Raw genomic sequence first — 22,149 nt, 5'->3', positions numbered from 1 at the left:
GGTTCGTGTATGGGATCGGTGCGGGGTGCAGGCCGCCAAGCCTGATCGCACGGCCGCGACGCGGAACCCGTCTGTTATCTAAAAAATACGCTGCGCACCGCCGGGTTCGCCGAACGCCGCAACGCGACTGTGTTGCGGGATCGATTCGAGTTCCGGCGCGTCGCACAACATGGCACGTCGGGCCGCGTGTATCGGGAGAAGAAGAGAGATGGATGAATTTTTTGTGCGGGTGATGGTGGCGGACGATCATCCTTCGTCCGCGCTCGGGATGTCGCAGGCGCTCGCAGGCAGCAGCACGATCAAGCTGCTCGGCACTGTCTCGAATTCGACCGACCTCGTGGTGATGCTCGACGAGCAGCAAAGCGATGTACTCGTCGTCGACTATGTGATGCCCGGCGGCAAGTATGGCGACGGTCTTTCACTGCTGTCGTTTCTCCAGCGCCGCTACCCCGCGCTGCGCCTCGTGACGATCACGATGATCGACAATCCGAGCGTGCTGCTCGCGATTCAGAAGCAGGGTGTCGGGTGCATCCTGAGCAAGTCCGATGCGATTTCGCATCTGGTCGGCGCGGTGCATGCGGCCTTCGTCGGCGCCAATTATCTGTCTCCGTTCGTCAAGAAACTGCTGGAGGACTGCCAACCGTCGGCGGGTCTCCGCACGCTGACCGCCCGCGAGATCGAAGTCGTGCGGCTCTACGGGGCCGGCCTGACGGTCGGCGAGATCGCCGTCCAGCTTCACCGCAGCAAGCAGACGATCAGTTCGCAGAAATCGAGCGCGATGAAGAAGCTCGGTATCGTCCGAGATGCCGATCTGATTCGCTACGCGAGCGAGGGCCATCTGCCCGAATTGCCCGGGGCCGGTACGTAGACGGTGCCCGGCGGACTGTACCGAGTGACCGGGACAACGCATGACGCCGTGCCGGCGCCGGCGCCGACGCCGACGCGACTTCGACGACACGCATGCCCACCAAACTGAAAACGCTGATCGCGCGTGCCGCGGCCGCGGGCCGCAAACCGTTCGAGCCGGGCCGCGTGCGACGCCAGCAGCAATGGCTGCTGTACGGAAGCGGGGTGGCGATCACGGTGTTCGTGCTGGTCTGCGCGGCACTGGTCGCGCGGCTCGACCTGCAGGAATCGGTTGCGCATGACCGGTCGGAGTTCCTGGTACGCAAGGCCGACCTGCTGGCGGAGATGGAGGTGGTCAAGGCGCTCCAGAATCGCTATCTCGAAAACTTCGAGTCGATCGCCGGACACGGGCCGAGCGCGCCGCCCGATGCCCTCAGCCGGTTTGCCGACGAGCGCGGCAGGCTGTCCGTCCTCGGGCGCGCGGGACGCGTGGCGGTGGCTGCATTCGCGGCCGGTCCGTCGTCCCGGCCAGGGGGCGCCCATGCGCCGTTTCTGGCCGCGTTTCTCGAGCAGATCGAGAAGACCGGTGTCATGTCGCCGAGACAGCCCGGCGATCCGGGCATGGGCGGATATCTGATCGATCCGGACGGCGGCTTTGTCATCGTCGCCGGCTATCCGCTGGTGAAGTCGGCGCGCGCGCTGCCGGCCGATTTCGACGTGAAGGCGTTGATCCAGCAGTTGCAGCCGCCGGCCGATTTTGTATCGGCGGCCGCTGCGCCAGGCAATCGGCCGATTTTTCTGGACCGGCGGCAGGACCCGCTGCTCGGGCGATCCGTGCTGCGGTTCACGCAGGTGGTGCGGGACAAGCAAGGCAAGCCGATCGCATGGTTCGTCGTCGTCACGCGACCGGAGATCGACGACATCCTGCGTGCGTCGTCCGCCGGCAAGGACTACGCACTGGTCGATTCGAACGCGAATGTCCTGACCGGCCGGCAGGCGGCGCCCGCGCTGACTGCCCACGCGCTCGATCATGCGCGCGCGGCCCGTGGCGAACGGGCGGCCGCACACCGTGTCGGCACGAATATCGTCATCGGCGAGCGCATGCCGGGGTTCCACGAGGTGGTGCTGACCGCGACGTACTCGTGGCGCAGCCTGTTCGACGGCGTGGCCGTCCGCCTGGGTATAGCCGCCGGTCTTGCGTTGCTCGCGATCGGAACGGTCTGGGTCGCGATCGCCATGTTCGACCGGCGCGCGCTGCGCTCCGCCAACCGCCGCGCGATCCGGCTGATCGAAAGCGAGGCGCTGAATCGCACGCTGATTCGCACGGCGCCGGTCGGCATCATGCTGCTGTCGCTGGCCAATGGCGACACGATGGTGCGCAACGAGGCCGCACAGGGTTATGGCGATACCGGCGCGGCGCCGCCGCTCGGCAAGCGCATCTGGCAGGCGTACCGCGACAGTCCCGCGGGCGGACGGAGGTCGCGCATCGTCACGCACGAATTGTCGGTCGACCGCGAAGGTGGCAGGGCGGCCTATCTTGCTGCGCACATCGTCCGTACCCGCTATCGCGGCGTCGATGTGCTGCTCTGTACGCTGACCGACATCACCGCGCGCAAGCAGGCGGAAGACAAGTTGCGCGAGGCGCGCGAAGCCGCGGACGACGCGAACAAGGCGAAGTCGACCTTCCTGGCGACGATGAGCCACGAGATTCGCACGCCGCTGAATGCGATCATCGGCAATCTCGAATTGATGGCGCGTGCGGCGTTGCCATCGGACGAACAGCGTCGGCTGCAGACGGTCATGTCGTCGTCCGACGCGCTGATGCGCGTGATCACCGACGTGCTCGACCTGTCGAAGGCCGAATCCAACCAGATGGTGCTGGAAGCCGTGCCGTTCGACCTGCGTGCGGTGCTGCGCGATGTCGCGGCGATCTTTCGTCCGCTCGCCGAGGCGAAACGGCTCGTACTCGAATGCCGCGTTGCGCTGGGGCTGGCCGACGGTTACGTCGGCGATCCGACCCGCCTGCGGCAGATCGTGTCGAACCTCGTCAGCAATGCGATCAAATTCACCGAGCAGGGCAGCGTGACGATCGACGCGATGCCGGCTGCCGCTTCCGGCAGCCCGTGCGGCCTTGAAGTGTCGGTGCGCGACACGGGCATCGGCATTCCGGCAGAAGCGCTGCCAACGCTGTTCGACGTGTACGTGCGGACCGATCCGTCGATTGACCGGCGCTTCGGCGGCACCGGGCTGGGGCTGCCGCTCTGCGGACGTCTCGCGCGCCTGATGGGCGGTGCGCTGACGGTCGAAAGCCAACCGGGTATGGGGACAACCTTTACCGCATCGCTGCCGCTGGCGGAGGCGCCGTCCGGATGGCGCGTCGCGTTCGACGACGAGCCCGCTGCGGAACATGCGTTGCCGACGCACGCGGACGACGGCGCGCCACTGCGCGTGCTCGTCGCGGAAGACCACCCGGCGAGCCGCGTACTGTTGCGGGATCAACTCGATGCGCTGCACTACGATGCGACGATCGTCACGAACGGCGTCGAGGCGATGCGTGCGTACTTCGCGAATTCGTTCGACGTGGTACTGACCGATCTTGGCATGCCGGAGCTCGATGGTTTTGCGCTGGCGAACTTCCTGCGTGAGCAGGGCGCGACGGTACCCGTGATCGCGATGACCGCGCACGCGACCGAAGAGGATCGTCGGCGGTGCGCGCAGGTCGGCGTGGTGGAGGTCGTGCTCAAGCCGTTGTCGATCGATGCGCTCGGTGCGGTGTTGCAGCGCCACGGCGGGCGCGGCGCGACGGCGTTGCACGCGGCCGATCGCGACGACCAGCAGGCGCCGCCGATGACGGACGAGGTGCGCGAGCAATTGCGCGCCGCGACGCTGCACTCGCTGGCGACGATCGACGCCGCATTGCTGCGCGGTGACGACGATTGCCTCAAGGGCGAACTGCATTCGATGCGAGGCGGCTTCGCGCTGGCCGGCGACGCAGACGCGAGCGATGCATGCGCGAAAGGCGAGCGCGTGCTGGCCGCAGGCGGTGCCGATGCGCTCAAGCCGGAATGGTCGGAGATACGCGTGGCGGTGGAGGCTGCGCTGTCGAGATTGTCAGGCATCTGAACGGAGCGGCGCCGTGCCTTCGGGCGCGATGGCGCAAGAGGCGCGCGATGATGATGGCCGACGAGCACGAGCACGAGCACGAGCACGAGCACGAGCACGAGCACTGCGCTGCGCAGGCGTGCGCACTGAATCTTCTGGAATTAGGCGCTCGCCTGTCGAGTGTGTTCATGGACGGACGCGCGACAGCAATGATGGACGCGCAGCATGCGTTAGCGGTGCCCCGACACGTCGCCGTGCTGAAAGCGGGGCGGCACGCGGGCGTCGGACGGCATCGCGCGGAACAGCGCGACGCCCGATTACAGGTTATCCGGCATGTCCGCGCCTCCGGCGGGTGACGGAGGTCGCTGCTTCATTGCGTGCGCAGAAATGGCCATCGTGCGCCGGAGCGATTTCGGATGCCCGTCAACCGTTGCGGAAGATCTCCGAGTAAGCGCTCAACGCCGGCACCCCGCCAAGGTGCGCATACAGCACCTTCGACCCCGGTTCGAATTCACCGAGGCGCACCTTGTCGATCATCCCGTGCATCGATTTCCCTTCATAGACGGGATCAGTCAGCATGCCTTCCAGTCGCGCGCACAGACGAATCGCTTCAAGCGTGCCGTCGCTCGGCAAACCGTATTCGGGCCCGCCGTAACGCGTGTCGAGCACGACGTCCCGTTCGCCGATGTCGCGTCCCAGACCGACCAGTTCGGCCGTATGCCGCGCGATGCGCGTGATCTGTTCGCGCGTTTGCTCAGGCTTCGCCGACGCGTCGATGCCGATCACGCGATCCGCGCGTCCGTCGGCCGCGAAGCCGACAACCATCCCCGCCTGTGTGCTGCCCGTGACCGAGCAGACCACGATGTAGTCGAACTTGAAGCCGAGCTGCGCTTCCTGTTCCCGCACTTCTTCCGCGAAGCCGACGAACCCGAGCCCGCCGAGCGGATGCTCGGAACACCCGGCTGGAACCGGATACGGCTTGCCGCCCGCCTGCCGCACGCTTTCCATCGCTTCTTCCCAGCTGCGACGGATGCCGATGTCGAAACCGTCGGCGACGAGCCGCACGTCGGCGCCCATCATCCGCGACAGCTGGATGTTGCCGACGCGGTCGTATACCGGATCCTCGTAGTTGACCCAATGCTCCTGCACGAGCACGCACTTCATTCCCAGATGCGCGGCGACGGCCGCGACCTGGCGCGTCTGGTTCGACTGTACGCCGCCGATCGACACGAGCGTGTCGGCGCCTTGCGCAAGCGCGTCGGGGACGAGGTATTCGAGCTTGCGTGTCTTGTTGCCGCCGAACGCCAGACCGCTGTTGCAGTCCTCGCGCTTCGCATACAGCTCGACCTTGCCGCCGAGGTGCGCGCTCAGGCGCTTGAGCGGCTGGATCGGCGTCGGGCCGAACGTGAGCGGATAACGGGGGAAACGTTGCAGGTTCATCGACAAGCTCCGAAAGGCGGTGGGCAGGAAACCGGATCGGTCGGGTGCTGTTCGCACGCCGTGTCCCGATGGAAAAATGATAGGCAGGACGGCGCGAAATGAGCTTGCGAAATAAATAGTGACGACCTACGTTATCGATGAGATATGAGAAGTCGAGACAATTTTGATTCGCAAAATATACGTGAGACGCAATGAAATTAGATCGAGGTAGTACGTCGCCGGCCGACACCGCGCCGGCGCTCGACCGCATCGACCGAGCGATCCTGCGGCAGTTGCAGCAGGACGCGTCGATTTCGAACGTGAGCCTCGCCGCGAAGGTGAAGCTGAGCGCGCCGGCTTGCCTGCGGCGCGTCGAACGGTTGAAGGAGATGGGGTTGATTCGCGGCATCGTCGCGTTGCTCGACCCGAAGCCGTTGGGTGCCGGGATGCTGGTCGTGATCGGCTTCGTGCTCGATCGCTCGACGCCGGAGGCGTTCGCCGAATTCGAGAAGGCCGCGCAGAAGGTGTCGGGGTGCGTCGAGTGCCACGTGGTGACGGGCGAATTCGACTACTTCATGCTGGTCCGCACGCGCGACAACGAGAGCTTCAACCGTTTGCATGCCGAACAGTTGCTGTACCTGCCCGGTGTGCGACAGGTGCGCTCGTTCATGGTGCTCAAGGAGATTCTGTCGACGCATGCGCTGCCGGTTTAGCGCGGAGCGCCGTCGATTCCCGCTGGTTACGGATATGCCGTTTGGTTAATTGAAAATTCCCGATTGGGTGTATAAAATGGGAGCTTGAATTAACCCATTTGGGAGTCGTCATGGCAGCAACCACACCCGCGGCTCGTCAGCCGGCCAAGCGGGCCGCCGCGTCTCGCGCCGCGCCGCCGGCGAGTAGCTCGAACGGCCTGGGCGCCGCCAAGGGCGATTTCGACACCTTTGGCCGGATGGCGCCGATGTCGCAGCGGCGCGCGATTGCGGAGGGTTTCGACGCGATCATCATCGAGCGCGTCGCACGCGAGTTGCTCGGCGTGCCGGTTCAGTCCCTCTTGAGCGCGTTGAGCCTGCCCAGCTCGACCATTCTGCGGAAAATTGCCAAACACGATCGGTTGTCGCATGGCGAGTCCGATCGCGTTGCGCGCGTGCTCTACGTACTGGGTCTCGCCACCGATTTGTTTGAGGACGGCGAACGCGCGGCGGCGTGGATGAGCCGGGCGAACGCGGAGCTCGACGGTTTGAAGCCGCTCGAAGTGCTCGACGTACAGCCCGGCTACGACCGGGTGCGCGACATTCTGAACCGTGCCCAGTTCGGGGTCGGCGCGTGAGGGTGTATCGTCTCGCGAAAGAACGAAAGGGGCACTACCTGGCCGACGACCTGAGCGGGAACGGCGCGGCGATCGCAGGCGGCCGCTGGAATCCTCGCGGCATGCGGGTGCTGTACACCTGCTGCCATGCGTCGACGTCGTTGCTCGAGGCGCTCGTCCAACTGTCCGGCTTGCTTCCTGCTGGCGGACTTTGTTTGGTGACGCTGGAAGTGCCCGACACCGTGCATGACAACGCGTACCAGCCGGACCTGCCGGACGATTGGGCGGTACTGTCGCAGGATCCGGAGTCGACTGCCCGGATCGGACGGGGCTGGCTTGAAGCGGGCGAGCAGTTGGCGATGCGCATACCATCCGTCGTCTGCCCGACCGACTTCAACTTGCTGCTGAACCCGCTGCATGCGGATTTTGCTTCGAGCGTAAAAGTGATCGGCAAAGAAGCGTTCGCGCTGGATCCTCGCCTGTTTGGCTAGTCGGCCGTATTGTTTGGATCGACGAATCGTCGTCGGCTGCTGCCCGGTCGCGTCGTTCGATCATCGCTGCCATGGCGCGACGCCCGGATGCGAGGTTTTGCCGAGACGCTCCCGTGCGTTGCGCACGATAGTCGCATCGAGTTCCCCGTCATCCGCCAATGCCTTCAGCGCGGCGAGCACGATGCTCGCACGATCGACTTCGAAGAACGCGCGCAGCGCATCGCGCGTGTCGCTGCGCCCGAACCCGTCGGTGCCGAGCGTCACGTAGCGGCGCGGCACGTAGGCGCGGATCAGCTCGGGCACCGCACGTACGTAGTCGGTCGCGGCGATCACCGGGCCGTGTGTTCCTTCAAGCATCCGCGTGACATACGACGATGCCGAACCGTCGCCGAGCCGCGACAGCCGCTCGGCTTCCATCCCGTCGCGCTGCAATTCGCTGAAGCTCGTGACGCTCCAGACGGCCGCATCGATCCCCCAGTCGTCCAGCAGCGTCCGCTGCGCGGCGAGCACTTCGCCGAGAATCGCGCCCGCGCCGAACAACTGCACGCGCGCGGTCGCGTTCGCGGCGGACGGCAGCCGGTGCATGCCCTTCAGGATGCCTTCGCGCCGCGCGTCCGGATCGTCGGCGGGCATCGACGGCTGCGCGTAGTTCTCGTTCATGACGGTCACGTAATAGAACACATCGCGCTGCTGCTCGACCATCTCGCGCATGCCGGCATCGACGATCGTCGCGACTTCGTACGCGAACGCCGGATCGTACGCGCGGCAGTTCGGAATCGTCGATGCCGCGAGATGGCTGCTGCCGTCCTGGTGCTGCAGGCCCTCGCCGCCGAGCGTCGTGCGCCCGGAGGTCGCGCCGATCAGAAAGCCGCGCGAGCGCTGGTCGGCGGCGGCCCAGATCAGGTCGCCGATGCGCTGGAAACCGAACATCGAGTAGTAGATGTAGAACGGCAGCATCGGCAGGTCGTGCACGCTGTATGCCGTCGCGGCGGCGATCCACGACGAGATCGCGCCCGCTTCCGAAATCCCTTCCTCGAGGATCTGCCCGCGTGTGTCCTCGCGGTAATAGAGCATCGAGCCGAGGTCTTCCGGCTCGTAGCGCTGGCCGAGCGGCGAGTAGATGCCGACCTGCCGGAACAGGCTTGCCATGCCGAACGTGCGCGCTTCGTCGGCCACGATCGGCACGACGCGCGGGCCGATGTCGCGATCCTTGATCAACGCCGAGAGCATGCGCACGAGCGCCATCGTCGTCGACATCTCGCGGCCGGCCGCATCCAGCGCGAACGCACCCCAGGCCGGCATCGAAGGGACGGTCAGCCCCTTCGATGCCGCCATCCGCCTTCTGGGCAGATAGCCTCCCAGGGCAGCCCGGCGGGCATGCAGGTAACGCATTTCCGGGCTGTCTTCCGCTGGCTTGTAAAACTTCAACTGCTCGACGTCGCTGTCCGACAGCGGCAACCGGAAGCGGTCGCGGAACGCCTTCAGATCGTCGACGTCGAGCTTCTTCTGCTGATGGGTCGTCATCCGGCCCTGGCCGGCCGCGCCCATTCCGTAGCCCTTCATCGTCTTCGCGAGGATCACGGTCGGCTGGCCGCGATGGGCGAGCGCACGTGCGTACGCGGCGTGCAGCTTGCGCGCATCGTGGCCGCCGCGGCGCAGGCGGTCGATCTCCGTGTCGGTGAGCTGCGCGGCGAGCGCTTCGAGCGCCGGGTCCTGACTGAAGAAGCGCGCGCGGTTGTACGCGCCGTCGTTCGCGGAGAAGGTCTGGAACTGGCCGTCGACGGTATCGGCGAACGCGCGCGCGAGTGCGCCCGCGTGATCGCGTGCGAACAGCGGATCCCAGTCGGAACCCCACAGCACCTTGATCGTGTTCCAGCCGGCGCCCGCGAACAGCGCCTCCAGCTCGTCGATCACGCGGCCGTTGCCGCGCACCGGGCCGTCGAGCCGCTGCAGGTTGCAGTTGATCACGAACACGAGGTTGTCGAGCCCCTCGCGCGCGGCGAGCGACAGCGCGCCGAGCGATTCGGGCTCGTCCATCTCGCCGTCGCCGAAGAAGCCCCACACGGTGCGGCCGGCGGTGTTCGCGAGCCCGCGATGCTGCAGGTAGCGCATGAAGCGCGCCTGGTAGATCGCGTTGATCGGGCCGATGCCCATCGAGCCGGTCGGGAACTGCCAGAAGTCCGGCATCAGCCACGGATGCGGATACGAACACAGCCCGGGCCCGGCGATTTCGCGGCGATAGTGCGTGAGATGGTCTTCGCCGAGAAAGCCTTCGAGATACGCACGTGCATAGACGCCCGGCGACGAATGCGGCTGGAAGTACACGAGATCGCCGCCCGGGCCGCCCTCATTGCCCGCGCCGGCCGGCGTCGCGCGGAAGAAGTGGTTGAAGCCGACTTCGAACAGGTCGGATGCCGACGCGTAGCTCGCGATGTGGCCGCCGAGCTCGCCGTATGCGCGGTTCGCGCGCACGACCATCGCGAGTGCGTTCCAGCGCAACGCGGCGGACAGCCGCTCCTCGAGATCGGCGTCACCCGGGTAGGGCGGCTGTTCGTGCGCGGCGATCGTGTTCAGGTACGGCGTGACGGGGCCGCGCGGGGCCGCGAGCCCGCGGGTGTGCGCATGCGCGGCGAGCTGGCCGAGCAGGTATTGCGCGCGCTCCTTGCCGACGTGCGCGACGACGGCGTCGAGCGCCTCCAGCCATTCGGCGGTTTCTTCAGGGTCGGCGTCGGCGTGTGCTGCGCCCGCGCGCCGCGTGGCATCGATACCGTTCGACAGGTCCGTCATCGCAGGTCTCCCGCGCGCTGGTTCAAAGCGGCGCGCATCAGTGGCAATCAGTCGGATCATGCTACCCGCCGATCCGCAAAATATGCGTCTGATTTCATTGGGATTTCGCGCTCCGATAGTGTAAATATTCCGGTTGTGGCTACTCTTCCGGAATATTTCGACCATGAGCTCAAACCCGCGGCGGCTCGACCGCATCGACATCGGTATCCTGAACCAGCTTCAGCAGAACGCCCGGATCACGAACGCGGAACTCGCGCGTGCGGTGAACCTGTCGGCCACGCCATGCTTCAACCGCGTGCGCGCGCTGGAGAAGCTCGGGCTGTTCCGGCAGCAGGTCACGCTGCTCGATCCGGAGCCGCTCGGGCTGCGGATCAACGTGTTCATCCAGGTCAGCCTGGAGAAGCAGGTCGAGGATGCGCTGCAGCGCTTCGAGGAAGCGATCTCGCAGCGGCCCGAGGTGATGGAGTGCTACCTGATGTCGGGCGACGCCGACTACCTGCTGCGCGTCGTGATGCCCGACATGCGCACGCTCGAGCGTTTCATCATCGAGCGCCTGACGACGATTCCCGGCGTGTCGAACATCCGGTCGAGCTTCGCGCTGAAGCAGGTGCGCTACAAGACCGCACTGCCGCTGCCGGCGGCGGGGTTGACGCTGGTCGATCCGGACGAGGCCGCGTCGGACTGGAGCTGAGCGGGGAGTCGCAGGCGCGCCTGCCCGGTTTCGGACTTCCGACTGCAGTCGGAGCGATGACAAAGTGCCGACGATTTCCCGACGCCGTCGAAAGGGGCGGCATGCGGCACGACGGATCGCTGCCGCAGCGGTGTGCAGGGCGTTCGCGTCTTCACGACGCCGCGCGGCACGATCGCGTATGCTCGTCCCGTCAGCGGCGACGGCGGCTGCCGTTGCCGGATCAATCGTGTGACGACCGATCAACGAGCGAGGGCAACATGGCAAGACAGACGATGGCGGAATACCTGGCGAAGACGCTGGCGGCAGCGGGCGTCGAGCGCATCTGGGGCGTGACGGGCGACAGCCTGAACGGGCTGTCGTTCAGCCTGAGCCAGATCGGCTCGATCCGCTGGATGCATACGCGGCACGAGGAAAGCGCCGCGTTCGCGGCCGGCGCGGATGCCGCGTCGACCGGGCGGCTCGCGGTGTGCGCGGGCAGTTGCGGCCCCGGCAACCTGCACCTGATCAACGGGTTGTACGACTGCCACCGCAATCACCAGCCGGTGCTCGCGATCGCCGCGCACATCCCGTCGACCGAGATCGGGCTCGGTTACTTCCAGGAAACCCATCCGCAGGAACTGTTCCGCGAGTGCAGCCATTTCGCGGAACTCGTGACGAACGCGTCGCAGTTCCCGCGCGTGCTCGCGCGCGCGATGCGCACCGCGATCGACGAGCGCGGCGTCGCGGTGATCGTGCTGCCGGGCGACATCGCGCTCGGCGACGGCCCGGAAGAGCTGCCTGCATGGAGCGAAGCGGCGCCGCCGTCGATCCTGCCGGCCGACGCCGATCTCGACCGGCTCGCGGCGCTGCTCAATGCGTCCGACGCGGTGACGCTGCTGTGCGGCAGCGGCACGCAGGGCGCGCACGACGAGGTGGTCGCGCTGGCCGACACGCTCGGCGCGCCGGTCGTGCATGCGTTGCGCGGCAAGCAGTTCGTCGAATGGGACAACCCGTTCGATGTCGGGATGACGGGGCTGATCGGCTTCAGCTCGGGCTATCACGCAATGGAGTCGTGCGACACGCTGCTGATGCTCGGCACGGATTTTCCGTACCGGCCGTTCTATCCGTCGAACGCGAAGGTCGCGCAGATCGACTGGAAAGGCTCGCAGCTCGGCCATCGCGCGCCGCTCGCGCTCGGCCTCGTCGGCACCGTGAAGGAAACGATCGCGGCGCTGCTGCCGCGCCTGACGCGCAAGACGCAGCGGCGTTTCCTCGAGAATGCGCTGAAGCATTACGCAGCCGCGCGCAAGGGGCTCGACGATCTCGCGGTGGCCGAGCCGCCGGGCCGCGCGATCCATCCGCAATACCTGACGAAGATCGTCGACGAAGTCGCGGCGGAAGACGCGATCTTCACGGCCGACGTCGGCACGCCGACGCTGTGGGCCGCGCGCTACCTGACGATGAACGGCAAGCGGCAACTGCACGGCTCGTTCAATCACGGCTCGATGGCGAATGCAATGCCGCAGGCGCTCGGCGCGCAGGGCGCGCATCCGGGCCGGCAGGTGGTGTCGCTGTCCGGCGACGGCGGGCTGTCGATGCTGCTCGGCGACCTGCTCACCGCACGCCAGCTCAAGCTGCCGATCAAGATCGTCGTGTACAACAACAGCCTGCTCGGCTTCGTGTCGATGGAGCTGAAGGCGGCCGGCTATCTCGACACGAACGTCGACCTGAGCCCGACCGATTTCGCGGCGATCGCGAAGGGCGCGGGCATCTTCAGCGTGCGCGTCGAGCACTCGGAGAACGTCGAGGAAGCGCTGCGCATGGCGTTCGCGCATGACGGGCCGGCCGTCGTCGACGTCGTCACGTCGAAGTACGAACTCGCGATGCCGCCGAAGATCGAACTCGCGCATGCGAAAGGCTTCAGCCTGTTCATGCTGCGCGCGATCCTCAGCGGTCGCGGCGACGAGATCGTCGAATTGGCGAGAACCAACCTGCGGTAAGACGAGCCGCGCCGCGCTGCTTCGGGCAGCGCCCGCGGCGTCACGCATCGACGAACGCGCCGGGGTGCGTGCGTCGATGCGTGAGGCATTGAACAACACAAAAACATGGCAATCGAAATTCGCGCCTACGAGGCATCTGACCTGCACACGCTGTCGGCCATCTGGTTCGACGCATCGCTGCACGCGCATCCGTTTCTGGGCGAGGCGCGGCTGCGCGAGCAGCGCACGCTGGTCGAGAAGATCTATCTGCCCGACGCGGAAACCTGGGTCGCGTGCCGTGCCGGCGAACCGGTCGGCTTCATTGGCCTGCTCGACACGTCGATCGGCGGATTGTTCGTCGCGCCGTCGATGCACGGCCACGGGATCGGCCGCGCGCTGGTCGAGCATGCGCTCGCGCTCAAGGGCGCGCTCGATCTCGAGGTGTATGCCGACAATCGCGATGCCCGTGCGTTTTACACGCGGCTCGGCTTCGAGGAAATTTCGCGGCGCGACGAGGACGACGAAGGCTTGCCGTTCGCGAACATCCGGATGCGCGCCACGCGCTGAGCGGGCGGGCAGGATGTGTGCGTCGCGCGGCACGGCGCGACGCCACGCCGAGCACGCCGCACGGCACGCACGCTGCACGGCGTCGGCCGCGACGATGTTCCGGTGCGCTGGCGCGTGCGTTCAGCCCGGCGCCGCTTCGCACCCGGCCGCCACCCACTCTCGCACGGCCTCGACGAACAGCCGCAACGCCGCCGGCGGATGCCGGTTCGCCGGATAGTAAAGGCACAGACTGTCGAACAACTGGCTCCACTCGGGCAGTACCTGCACCAGCCGCCCCGATGCCAGATGCTCGGCGACGCGCGCTTCCGTGACCCACGCGATCCCGATGCCGGCCAGCGCCGCGTCGATCATCAGCGTCTGGTTGCCGAGCGTCAACGGCCCGTCGACATCGACGCTCACGCGCTTGCCGTCGCGCATCAGGTCCCAGCGATAAAGCGCGCCGCTTTCGAAGCGGTAGCGGATGCACGCGTGGAGCGTGAGGTCCTGCGGGCTTTCCGGCGCGGCGTGGCGCGACAGGTAGTCGGGCGATGCGACCGCGACGAAGCGCATCGGGCCGCCGAAGCGCACGGCGATCATGTCGCGCGGCACGTCCTCGTGAACGCGGATGCCGGCGTCGAACCCGTGTTCGACGATGTCGATCAGCCGCGAATCGGTGACGAACTCGACGTGGATGTCCGGGTAGCGGGCGACGAAGGCCGGCAGCACATGCCGGATCAGCGGGCGCGACGCAGCCTCCGACGCGCTGATCCGGATCTGGCCGGACGGGCGGTTGCGGGCGGTCGCGGCGTCGTTCAGCGCGTCCTCGAGATCGGCCACCGCGGGCCGCACGCGCACCAGCAACTGTTCACCGGCCTCCGTCAGCGCGACCGAGCGCGTCGTGCGGTTGAACAGGCGCACGCCGAGCCGTGCTTCGAGATGGCGGATCGTATGGCTCAGCGCCGACGGCGACACACCCAGGATGCGCGCCGCGCCGCTGAAGCTGCGCTGCTCCGCGATCGTGATGAAGCTGGTGAGTTCGCCGATGTCGGTGCGCTGCATTTGTGAAAATTCCTCAATAACACGTGAAATGGTACGCCGATTGTTGAGCGGTATCCATCAACCTACACTGCGTTCCTCGGCATTCCGTCGATCGTCTTCATCTTTTTCGCAGGAGAAATTCATGCAAAAGCGCATGCTTGGTAAGAGCGGCCTCGAAGTCTCGGCAATCGGGCTCGGCTGCATGGGATTGAGTTACGGCTACGGCCCCGCGACCGACAAGGCGAGCGGCATCGCGCTGATTCGCACCGCGTTCGAGCGCGGCGTGACGTTCTTCGACACGGCGGAAGCGTATGGCCCGTTCGTCAACGAGGAACTGGTCGGCGAGGCGGTCGCGCCGTTTCGCGACCAGGTCGTGATCGCGACCAAGTTCGGTTTCGAGGACGGCCTGCCGATGAAGGGCGTCGACAGCCGGCCGTCGCATATCCGCGATGTGGCCGACGCAGCGCTGAAGCGGCTGAAGGTCGATCGCATCGACCTGTTCTACCAGCACCGCGTCGATCCGAACGTACCGATCGAAGACGTGGCCGGCACGGTCAAGGACCTGATCCGCGAGGGCAAGGTCGCGCACTTCGGGCTGTCGGAAGCCGGTGAGCAGACGATCCGCCGCGCGCACGCGGTGCAGCCGGTCGCCGCGCTGCAAAGCGAGTATTCGCTGTGGTGGCGCGAGCCGGAGGCGCGGATCCTGCCGACGCTCGAGGAACTCGGGATCGGCTTCGTGCCGTTCAGCCCGCTCGGGAAAGGCTTCCTGACCGGCGCGATCGATGCGAACACGACCTTTGCCGAGAACGATTTCCGCAATATCGTGCCGCGCTTCTCCGAGGACAACCGCAAGGCCAATGCGGGCCTCGTCGATCTGATCGGCCGCATCGCGACCGATAAAGGTGTGACGCGCGCACAGATCGCGCTGGCCTGGCTGCTGGCCCGCCAGCCGTGGATCGTGCCGATTCCGGGCACGACGAAGCTGCACCGGCTCGACGAGAACGTCGGCGCGGCCGACGTCGTGCTGACGGCCGACGATCTCGCCGCGATCGAGACCGCGCTGCAGCAGATCAGGATCGTCGGCGAGCGTTATCCCGCGCAGTTGCAGCAGCGCGTCGATCGCTGAACGCGCGTCCGGCGTCTGATCGGGCACGAATTGATCAGGGGAATCAGGGTCAATCTTCACGTCGCCTTAAGTTTGCGTTTCCTAGAATCGATTTGATCGTCGCTCTTCCTGCGGCGGACCGATTCGTCCAGGAGGATGCGCATGCCAAAGCCTCGAGTCGCCGTAGCCCTGTTCCATGAAGTCGTCGGCGTGTCGTTGCTGACGGCGCAATCGCTCAAGGGCTGCCCATGATGTGGCCGAATGCGTGGCGTGTCTCGGCACTGTTCGTGCGTGAGTGGGTCGGCCGTCCGGCCGCGGTAGGGGCGTTGTGTCCGAGTTCGCGGCACCTGGCGCGCGAGATGGCCGATGCCGTGCCGGACGGCGACGGGCTCGTTGTCGAGCTCGGCGGCGGCACCGGCGCGATCACTGCGGCGTTGCTCGAGCGCGGCGTCGCGCCACGGCGCCTCGTCGTGGTCGAACGCTCGTCGGCGTTCGTCCAGCACCTGCGACGACGCTTTCCGGGCATCTCGATCGTATCGGGCGACGCGCGGCAGCTCGAGCGGCTGCTGCCGCCCGATGCGCGCGTTGACGCGATCGTGTCGTGCCTGCCGCTGCGAACGCTGCCACGCGAGGACGTGACGGCGATCATCGATCAGTGCCACCGCGTGCTGTCGGCCGACGGCGTGATGATCCAGTTCACGTACGACCTGCGGCCGCCCGGCCGCCATCCGCTGGGCGATTCGGCATTTGTTGCTTGCGGCAGCCGGATCGTCTGGGCAAACATTCCGCCCGCGCGCATCGTGACCGTGCGCAGCATCACCGCCGAACACGCGAAATGATGCCGCCGCGCGCGCGGCGCCCGACCGGGGCGCCTCGCCGTATCCTTTCATAATTCATTCGACACCTTCCAATTACCATTCATATTGTCGTCACATCAGGTTCCTACCATCGCCTTTCATTTCGAAAGCATCAACGGCGGGGAGAACCGGTACATGAATCGAATCAAAACGGTGGCGCTGCTGTGTGCGGGCGCCTTTGCACTTGCCGGATGCGGCAGCGACGACGGCCCGACCAGCACGTCGCCCACCCAGCCGCCCGTTCAGACGGCGGCGCGCAACGTGATCTTCTTCCTCGGCGACGGGATGGGGATGACGACGCTGACGGCCGCACGTATCTACGGCGTCGGTGAAGACGGCGCGCTCACGATCGATACGCTGCCGGAAACCGCGTTCGTGAAGACCTACTCGAACGATGCGCAGGTGACGGACAGCGCGCCGTCGATGTCGGCGTACATGACCGGCGTGAAGACCAACAACGAAGTGATCTCGATGTCGCCCGACACGAAGGCGATCGAGCCGAGCGCGAGCCTGACCGGCAACTGCGGCGCGAACAACGGCAAATCGGCGACGACGCTGCTTGAAATCGCGAAGGCGAAGGGCTGGGCCACCGGCGTCGTGACGACCACGCGCGTCACGCACGCGACGCCTGCTGCAACCTACGCACACGTGTGCCATCGCGATGCCGAGAACGACATCGCGGCGCAGCTCGTGCCGGGCGGCGCGGGCTACAACGGCGCGCTGGGCGACGGCGTCGACGTCGTGCTCGGCGGCGGCACGCAATTCTTCGTGCCGAAGGACGGCGGCGGCAAGCGCACCGACGGGCGCAACCTGGTCAACGAGCTGAAGGCGAAGGGCTATGCGTTCGCGCAGAACCGCGACGACCTGCTGGCGGCCGATGCGACGAAGAGCGGCAAGCTGGTCGGCCTGTTCTCGTCGAGCCACATGAGCTACGACCTCGATCGCGGCGCGACCAAGGAGCCGAGCCTCACCGACATGGCGACGCGCGCGCTCGACGTGCTGCAGAAGAATTCGAACGGCTATTTCCTGATGGTCGAAGGCGGCCGGATCGATCACGCGCTGCACGACACCAACGCGAAGCGCGCGCTGCAGGATACGGTCGCGTTCGACAACGCGATCAAGGCGACGATCGACAAGGTGCGCAAGACCGATCCCGACCTGAAGAACACGCTGATCGTCGTCACGGCCGACCACGACCACACGCTGGTGCTGAACGGCTATGCGGCGCGCACTGGCAAGACCGAGGCGGGCAAGCCCGGCGTGCTGGGCGTGCTGCGCAGCTACCAGACGGGCGCGATCGCGAAGGACGCGGACGGCGCGCCGTACACGATCATCGGCTTCGGCAACGGCGAGAACCGCGTGCAGGGCAGCCGCGCGGGCACCGCGCTCACCGATGCGGTGACGGGCGCCGACGACTATCGCCAGGAGGCGGTCGTGCGGATGGACAAGGGCAACGAGACGCACGGCGGCACCGATGTGTTCCTCGGTGCGATCGGCCGCGGCGCGGATGCGTTCCACGGCGTGATCGAGAACAACAAGGTCTTCGAGCTGGTGCGCAACGCGGTGCAGCTGTGAGCGCCGACCATACGGGTACAGGGGAATACAGGATGTCGACCATCAAGTGCATCGCGGCGGCGCTGGCCGTCGCGGGTTTCGCGTGCGGCGCGGCGCAGGCCGCCGGCCAGGCGAAGAACGTGATTTTCTTTCTCGGCGACGGCATGGGGCCGACGACCGTGACGGCGAGCCGGATCTACAAGGTCGGTGAGTCGGGACAACTGACGATGGAGAAGCTGGCGCGCACCGCGCGCATCAAGACCTTCTCGAACGACGCGCAGACGACCGACAGCGCGCCGTCGATGGCCGCGTACATGACCGGCGTGAAGATGAACAACGAAGTGCTGTCGATGTCGTCGGACACGCGCGCGGTCGCGCCGGGCAACGACGCGAACGGCAACAAGACGGTGAACAACTGCGCGCCGGGCAACGGCCAGCCGGTCGCGACGCTGCTGGAGCTGGCGAAGGCGCGTGGCAAGGCGGTCGGCGCGATCACGACGACCGAACTGACGCACGCGACGCCGGCCGCGACCTATTCGCACATCTGCCATCGCGACGCGCAGTACGACATCGCCGCGCAGGCGGCGCCGGGCGGCGCGGGCTACAACGCGGCGCTCGGCGACGGCGTCGACGTGCTGATGGGCGGCGGCCGCAACCACTGGACGCCGTTCGACGCGGCAACCAACAAGCGCGGCCGCGCGGACGGACGCAACCTGCTCAACGAGATGAAGGCGAAGGGCTATACGGTCGTCGCCACGAAGGATCAGCTCGCGCAGGCCGGCAACGGCAAGCTGGTCGGTTTGTTCAGTTCGACGAGCCATCTTGAATACGAGCTTGACCGCGTCGCGGGCAAGGGCGAAGGCCCGTCGCAGCCGAGCCTCGCCGAGATGACGTCGAAGGCGATCGACGTGCTGTCGAAGAATTCGAACGGCTATTTCCTGATGGTCGAGGGCGGCCGGATCGATCACGCGCTGCACGGCACCAACGCGAAGCGCGCACTCGAAGACACGGCCGCATTCGACGAAGCGATTCGCGTCGCGCTGTCGAAGGTCGACCTGTCGAACACGCTGATCGTCGTGACGGCCGACCACGACCACACGATGACGATCAACGGCTATTCGAAGCGTGGCAACCCGATTCTGGACATCAGCCGCAACTACCGCGACGGCCAGCCGAGCAAGGACGCCGACGGCAATACCTACACGACGCTGGTGTTCGGCAACGGCGCGAACCGGCCGAACGTGCGCACGTCGGTCGATTCGGCCACGGCGACGAACGAGGCGTATCTGCAGGAAGTCGGCGTGCGGATGGGCAGCGCGGGTTCGGAAACGCACGGCGGCGGCGACGTGATGCTGTTCGCCGACGGCGCGGATGCGAAGGCGTTCAAGGGCACGATCGACAACACGAAGGTGTTCGGTCTCGTGCGCTCGGCGTTCGGTTTCTGAGGCCGGCGATTTCACGATGAACGGAAACCTGCGATGAAACGTCACTTCTTCTGCGCGCTCGCGTGCGGGCTGGCCGCGCTCCCCGCGTTCGCAGCGGCGGACCTCGACGCCGTGCTGCTGCACGAGAGCCGCACGGTGACGGCCGACGGCGTGACGCGCACGACGCTGTATCGCGAACGGATGGTGCGGCGCGACGGGCACGTGTGGGTCGAACGCGTGCTGCCCGCCGCGGCGGCTGGCGGCGGGCATGGCGACGATCACGATCATGACCACGACACGGGCCGCCGCGCCGGTGTGCAGCCGGCCGCCGCCCACGCGGGCCACAAGCATTTCAACTTCCAGGCGGCCGCGCGGCACGTGACATACGACGGCAAGACGGCACGCATCGAGTACGTCGATGCGGCGAACCGGACGGTCGTCGGCGTGCCGCCGGCCGAGTACGAAACCACCGGTTTCGACGGCTCGTGGGACAACGCGTATTACGTGACGCCGCCGTCGCAGTTGAAGCGGCTCGCGGTCGCCAAGCGCGGCGACGCGCCCGGCACCGTCTGGTATGAGCAGGCCGTCGATACGCCCGGCGCGCGCGGGGTGAACCGGATCCTGTGGAGCGAGAAGCTGCAGGCGCCGCTGTCGGTCGAATACCGGAGTGTCGACGGTCGCGTCGTGCGCAAGCTGACGTTGACGCCGGCGCCCGCCGCGCGGCGCGAGCCGCTGCCGTGGACGACGCTCGCCAGCTATACGCGCAAGGAGTACGCCGACTATCTGGATTGACCGGCGGGCGGCCATGCTCTACCGATCACGCAACGGCTTCTGTCGCCCGGTCGATCGTACGATTCGTACGCGGGGCTTGCGGTCAGGCCGGCCGGTATCGCAATCGCGATACGGCCGGGCGCTGGCCGCTTTTTTCTTTTTCCGGCGTCGTGTCGCCCGGCAGGGGATGCCGACGATTTGCTAGAGCTGCGCGCCGTCCGGCACACGCGCTGAAGGCCGCGACGCGACCCGCTTGATGAAGCGGTCGAGCGGTGTCGCATAGCCGCGCGCGATCGCTGCGCTCAATGCGGCCGACAGCGCCAGATACGCGACGAGCAACCCGAGCTTGCCGTCGCCGTGCATGCCCGACGGCGGCCAGAATGTGCGCAACCCGCCGAGCACGATCAGGTGAAACAGGTACAGCTCGTAGCTCAGCGTGCCGGCCCGGCGCAACGGCGCGAGCAGGCGGCCCTGCGCGCGCGTGCCGTTGACGTGCGCGCCGATCAGCAGCACGGCGGTGCCGAGCGCCATCGCCGTGACGCCGGCGACGTGGCTTTCCGCGATCGGCCAGGCCAGGTAAAGCGCGGCCATCGCCGCCGCGACGAGACCCTGCACGAGCGGCGCGGCCAACCGTTGCCAGCTTGCGCGTTCGGCTAGCAACGCGGTGCAGCAGCCGATCGCGATCCCGTCGAACGACGCAAAGTACGCATAGAGGAACCCGCCTTCGTCGCCGGCGTGCGTGAAGCGGTACACGGGCCCGATCGCGGCGACGATCACCCAGAACGCGGCCAGCCGTGCATCGCGGCGCAACGCGATGCACAACAGCGGAAACGATAGATAGAACACCTCTTCGACCGACAGCGACCACAGCACGCCGAGCGCGTAGTTGACCCACCCGTATGCACCGATCAGCACGTTCATCCAGAACGTGAGCGACGCGAGATTCACGAGCCAGAACGATGCGGCGATACCCTCCGGCGCGTGGTTCTGGAAGATCGGCACGCCGGCCGCCGCGAGGCCGTTGACCAGCGCGAGCAGCAGGAGCAGGCACGGCACGATGCGCGCGACGCGTGACACGTAGAAAGTGCGCACGTCGATCGCGCCGAGGTTGCCCCAGCGGTGCCGCGCATTCGACGTGATCAGGTAGCCGGAAATCACGAAGAACATCGTCACGCCGTAGTTGCCGTTGCGCGCCACCGCATGCACCGCATCCCAGCCGAATACGCGTGCGAGCGACGTGTCGCGCAGCGAGTAGGGGATGTTGAAGTGATGCAGCAGGACGAGCACGATCGACACGCCGCGCAGCAGGTCGATCCGCGCGTTGCGCGGGCCGGCGCTCATTGCTGCCTGCCCGCTTCGGCGAGGGCCGGCAGCGTCGCCAGGAACGTATCGCGTGCGCGCAGGCCGGCATTCGGCGTCTGCCGCTCGTCGTCCTGTATCAGGTACGCGAACACGAGCTTGCGCGGCCCCTTGGCCGCCCAGCCGACGAACCAGCCGTACGCGTGCGATGCATCGTACTTGCGCCCCGGCGACCCGGTGCCCGTCTTGCCGTGCACGATCCAGCCGCCGGGCTGCGCGTCGATCAGCGTGATGCGCTCGGTCATGTCGTACGCGTGCGCGCTGACGGGCAGCGTCCGGTTCGCGATCTTGCGCATGAAGCCGACCTGTTCGAGCGGCGAGATGCGCAGCGACGCGTTGACCCATGCGCCCATCACGCCGTTCAGTTCACCCTGCCGGCTGGTCACGTCCGCGTTGCCGTAGCCGAACGCGTTCGTGTACTGCTGGCAGCGTGCCTGCCCGAGCGCCTGCGTGACCTGCTGCGAGTACCAGAACACCGACAGCTTCATCCAGCGTGCCGGATCGGTCGGCTCGCGCCACGGCGCGCCGCCCCAGTCGGGGTAGCCGGCGTGGAAGTCGAGCGTCGGGGTGTGCGCGTCCTTCAGGACGCCCGCGTCGAAGCCCATCAGGCTGATGGCGACCTTGAACGTCGACGCCGGCGTTACGCGGGTCGCGCAGTCGCCTTGCTGCACGAGCATCTGGCCGGTGGCGGCGTCGGCGACGACGGTGCAGATCGGGCGGGCATCGGACGTCGCGCTGGCCAGAAGGCCGGCGGCGAAGGTGAACAGCGCGCGGCGCCAGTGCTTCAAGTGACACTCCTCGGGGATGGGCGGCAGGCGCACGGCGCGGACGAAAGGCGGCAGGCCGTGCGCAATGAAGGCGGTGGCCGGCATCGAGGAAGGCGGGGATGGCGGCC

19 protein-coding genes are annotated in these 22,149 nt (G+C 66.9%); 14 read left to right on the top strand and 5 right to left on the bottom strand.

What is annotated here, in order from left to right:
• Positions 1 to 208: 208 nt before the first annotated feature.
• From KEC55_RS25805 to KEC55_RS25795, 3 genes are all read left to right on the top strand, one after another.
• On the top strand, positions 209 to 868 hold the full coding sequence (locus KEC55_RS25805) for a response regulator (RefSeq protein WP_282507942.1): 660 nt from the start codon (positions 209 to 211) through the stop codon (positions 866 to 868).
• Positions 869 to 960: 92 nt separating this feature from the next.
• Positions 961 to 3,969 carry an ATP-binding protein gene (locus KEC55_RS25800; protein WP_282507941.1) on the top strand — a complete coding sequence of 1,003 codons (3,009 nt, stop codon included), beginning with the start codon at positions 961 to 963 and terminating at the stop codon, positions 3,967 to 3,969.
• A 47-nt stretch (positions 3,970 to 4,016) separates the two neighbouring features.
• Positions 4,017 to 4,304, top strand: coding sequence for a hypothetical protein (locus KEC55_RS25795; RefSeq protein WP_282507940.1), 288 nt, complete (start codon positions 4,017 to 4,019; stop codon positions 4,302 to 4,304).
• A gap of 67 nt (positions 4,305 to 4,371) precedes the next feature.
• Here the strand turns inward: KEC55_RS25795 and KEC55_RS25790 are convergent, their stop codons facing one another.
• Positions 4,372 to 5,388, bottom strand: coding sequence for a 1-aminocyclopropane-1-carboxylate deaminase (locus KEC55_RS25790; protein WP_282507939.1), 1,017 nt, complete (start codon positions 5,386 to 5,388; stop codon positions 4,372 to 4,374).
• A 191-nt stretch (positions 5,389 to 5,579) separates the two neighbouring features.
• Here KEC55_RS25790 and KEC55_RS25785 point away from each other — a divergent pair, with 191 nt between their 5' ends.
• From KEC55_RS25785 to KEC55_RS25775, 3 genes are all read left to right on the top strand, one after another.
• A complete protein-coding gene (locus KEC55_RS25785; protein ID WP_282507938.1) occupies positions 5,580 to 6,080 on the top strand; it encodes an Lrp/AsnC family transcriptional regulator in 501 nt (166 codons plus the stop codon).
• Between the two features lie 110 nt (positions 6,081 to 6,190).
• Positions 6,191 to 6,694: an antitoxin Xre/MbcA/ParS toxin-binding domain-containing protein gene (locus KEC55_RS25780; RefSeq protein ID WP_282507937.1), complete on the top strand. Its 504-nt coding sequence runs from the start codon at positions 6,191 to 6,193 to the stop codon at positions 6,692 to 6,694.
• On the top strand, positions 6,691 to 7,164 hold the full coding sequence (locus KEC55_RS25775; protein WP_282507936.1) for an RES family NAD+ phosphorylase: 474 nt from the start codon (positions 6,691 to 6,693) through the stop codon (positions 7,162 to 7,164). Before KEC55_RS25780 ends, KEC55_RS25775 begins: the two co-directional genes overlap by 4 nt.
• A gap of 60 nt (positions 7,165 to 7,224) precedes the next feature.
• Here the strand turns inward: KEC55_RS25775 and mdeB are convergent, their stop codons facing one another.
• Entirely contained in the window at positions 7,225 to 9,951 is a 2,727-nt protein-coding gene (gene mdeB / locus KEC55_RS25770) for an alpha-ketoglutarate dehydrogenase (protein WP_282507935.1), read from the bottom strand.
• A gap of 163 nt (positions 9,952 to 10,114) precedes the next feature.
• Here mdeB and KEC55_RS25765 point away from each other — a divergent pair, with 163 nt between their 5' ends.
• The 3 genes from KEC55_RS25765 (at position 10,115) to KEC55_RS25755 (ending at position 13,167) form a co-directional block, all read left to right on the top strand.
• Positions 10,115 to 10,642, top strand: coding sequence for an Lrp/AsnC family transcriptional regulator (locus KEC55_RS25765; RefSeq protein ID WP_039322783.1), 528 nt, complete (start codon positions 10,115 to 10,117; stop codon positions 10,640 to 10,642).
• A gap of 257 nt (positions 10,643 to 10,899) precedes the next feature.
• On the top strand, positions 10,900 to 12,621 hold the full coding sequence (poxB, locus tag KEC55_RS25760) for a ubiquinone-dependent pyruvate dehydrogenase (protein ID WP_282507934.1): 1,722 nt from the start codon (positions 10,900 to 10,902) through the stop codon (positions 12,619 to 12,621).
• 105 nt (positions 12,622 to 12,726) lie between these two features.
• The gene (locus KEC55_RS25755; RefSeq protein ID WP_282507933.1) at positions 12,727 to 13,167 is read left to right on the top strand and encodes a GNAT family N-acetyltransferase; all 441 of its coding nucleotides are present in this window, start codon (positions 12,727 to 12,729) and stop codon (positions 13,165 to 13,167) included.
• 120 nt (positions 13,168 to 13,287) lie between these two features.
• Here KEC55_RS25755 and KEC55_RS25750 read toward each other — a convergent pair whose 3' ends face one another.
• The gene (locus tag KEC55_RS25750) at positions 13,288 to 14,205 is read right to left on the bottom strand and encodes a LysR family transcriptional regulator (RefSeq protein ID WP_282507932.1); all 918 of its coding nucleotides are present in this window, start codon (positions 14,203 to 14,205) and stop codon (positions 13,288 to 13,290) included.
• 121 nt (positions 14,206 to 14,326) lie between these two features.
• Between KEC55_RS25750 and KEC55_RS25745 the strand changes: the two genes are divergently transcribed.
• The 5 genes from KEC55_RS25745 to KEC55_RS25725 all read left to right on the top strand — a co-directional run bounded on the left by KEC55_RS25745 (position 14,327) and on the right by KEC55_RS25725 (position 19,916).
• Positions 14,327 to 15,310 carry an aldo/keto reductase gene (locus KEC55_RS25745; protein ID WP_282507931.1) on the top strand — a complete coding sequence of 328 codons (984 nt, stop codon included), beginning with the start codon at positions 14,327 to 14,329 and terminating at the stop codon, positions 15,308 to 15,310.
• Between the two features lie 227 nt (positions 15,311 to 15,537).
• A complete protein-coding gene (locus KEC55_RS25740) occupies positions 15,538 to 16,128 on the top strand; it encodes a class I SAM-dependent methyltransferase (protein ID WP_282507929.1) in 591 nt (196 codons plus the stop codon).
• A 153-nt stretch (positions 16,129 to 16,281) separates the two neighbouring features.
• Positions 16,282 to 17,721: an alkaline phosphatase gene (locus tag KEC55_RS25735; RefSeq protein WP_282507928.1), complete on the top strand. Its 1,440-nt coding sequence runs from the start codon at positions 16,282 to 16,284 to the stop codon at positions 17,719 to 17,721.
• A gap of 32 nt (positions 17,722 to 17,753) precedes the next feature.
• The gene (locus KEC55_RS25730; RefSeq protein ID WP_282507927.1) at positions 17,754 to 19,145 is read left to right on the top strand and encodes an alkaline phosphatase; all 1,392 of its coding nucleotides are present in this window, start codon (positions 17,754 to 17,756) and stop codon (positions 19,143 to 19,145) included.
• Between the two features lie 33 nt (positions 19,146 to 19,178).
• The gene (locus KEC55_RS25725) at positions 19,179 to 19,916 is read left to right on the top strand and encodes a hypothetical protein (RefSeq protein WP_282507926.1); all 738 of its coding nucleotides are present in this window, start codon (positions 19,179 to 19,181) and stop codon (positions 19,914 to 19,916) included.
• 180 nt (positions 19,917 to 20,096) lie between these two features.
• Here the strand turns inward: KEC55_RS25725 and KEC55_RS25720 are convergent, their stop codons facing one another.
• On the bottom strand, positions 20,097 to 21,236 hold the full coding sequence (locus KEC55_RS25720; protein WP_282507925.1) for an acyltransferase family protein: 1,140 nt from the start codon (positions 21,234 to 21,236) through the stop codon (positions 20,097 to 20,099).
• Positions 21,233 to 22,042 (bottom strand): OXA-1043 family class D beta-lactamase, encoded by an 810-nt coding sequence (blaOXA, locus tag KEC55_RS25715; protein WP_282507924.1) that lies wholly within the window; start codon positions 22,040 to 22,042, stop codon positions 21,233 to 21,235. Before blaOXA ends, KEC55_RS25720 begins: the two co-directional genes overlap by 4 nt.
• Positions 22,043 to 22,149: the final 107 nt, after the last annotated feature.

The organism is Burkholderia cepacia, from assembly GCF_029962485.1.
GTDB lineage: Bacteria > Pseudomonadota > Gammaproteobacteria > Burkholderiales > Burkholderiaceae > Burkholderia.
Note: the sequence above shows the minus strand (reverse complement) of the source record. Positions and strands in the feature narration are given on the sequence as shown.

Coding starts and splice junctions, on each gene's coding strand:
- KEC55_RS25750 (WP_282507932.1), bottom strand. CDS start 14,205: ATGCAGCGCACCGACATCGGCGAACTCACCAGCTTCATCACGATCGCG.
- poxB (WP_282507934.1), top strand. CDS start 10,900: ATGGCAAGACAGACGATGGCGGAATACCTGGCGAAGACGCTGGCGGCA.
- KEC55_RS25725 (WP_282507926.1), top strand. CDS start 19,179: ATGAAACGTCACTTCTTCTGCGCGCTCGCGTGCGGGCTGGCCGCGCTC.
- KEC55_RS25730 (WP_282507927.1), top strand. CDS start 17,754: ATGTCGACCATCAAGTGCATCGCGGCGGCGCTGGCCGTCGCGGGTTTC.
- KEC55_RS25745 (WP_282507931.1), top strand. CDS start 14,327: ATGCAAAAGCGCATGCTTGGTAAGAGCGGCCTCGAAGTCTCGGCAATC.
- KEC55_RS25800 (WP_282507941.1), top strand. CDS start 961: ATGCCCACCAAACTGAAAACGCTGATCGCGCGTGCCGCGGCCGCGGGC.
- KEC55_RS25765 (WP_039322783.1), top strand. CDS start 10,115: ATGAGCTCAAACCCGCGGCGGCTCGACCGCATCGACATCGGTATCCTG.
- KEC55_RS25740 (WP_282507929.1), top strand. CDS start 15,538: ATGATGTGGCCGAATGCGTGGCGTGTCTCGGCACTGTTCGTGCGTGAG.
- KEC55_RS25755 (WP_282507933.1), top strand. CDS start 12,727: ATGGCAATCGAAATTCGCGCCTACGAGGCATCTGACCTGCACACGCTG.
- KEC55_RS25780 (WP_282507937.1), top strand. CDS start 6,191: ATGGCAGCAACCACACCCGCGGCTCGTCAGCCGGCCAAGCGGGCCGCC.
- KEC55_RS25795 (WP_282507940.1), top strand. CDS start 4,017: ATGATGATGGCCGACGAGCACGAGCACGAGCACGAGCACGAGCACGAG.
- KEC55_RS25790 (WP_282507939.1), bottom strand. CDS start 5,388: ATGAACCTGCAACGTTTCCCCCGTTATCCGCTCACGTTCGGCCCGACG.
- KEC55_RS25720 (WP_282507925.1), bottom strand. CDS start 21,236: ATGAGCGCCGGCCCGCGCAACGCGCGGATCGACCTGCTGCGCGGCGTG.
- KEC55_RS25785 (WP_282507938.1), top strand. CDS start 5,580: ATGAAATTAGATCGAGGTAGTACGTCGCCGGCCGACACCGCGCCGGCG.
- KEC55_RS25805 (WP_282507942.1), top strand. CDS start 209: ATGGATGAATTTTTTGTGCGGGTGATGGTGGCGGACGATCATCCTTCG.
- KEC55_RS25735 (WP_282507928.1), top strand. CDS start 16,282: ATGAATCGAATCAAAACGGTGGCGCTGCTGTGTGCGGGCGCCTTTGCA.
- mdeB (WP_282507935.1), bottom strand. CDS start 9,951: ATGACGGACCTGTCGAACGGTATCGATGCCACGCGGCGCGCGGGCGCA.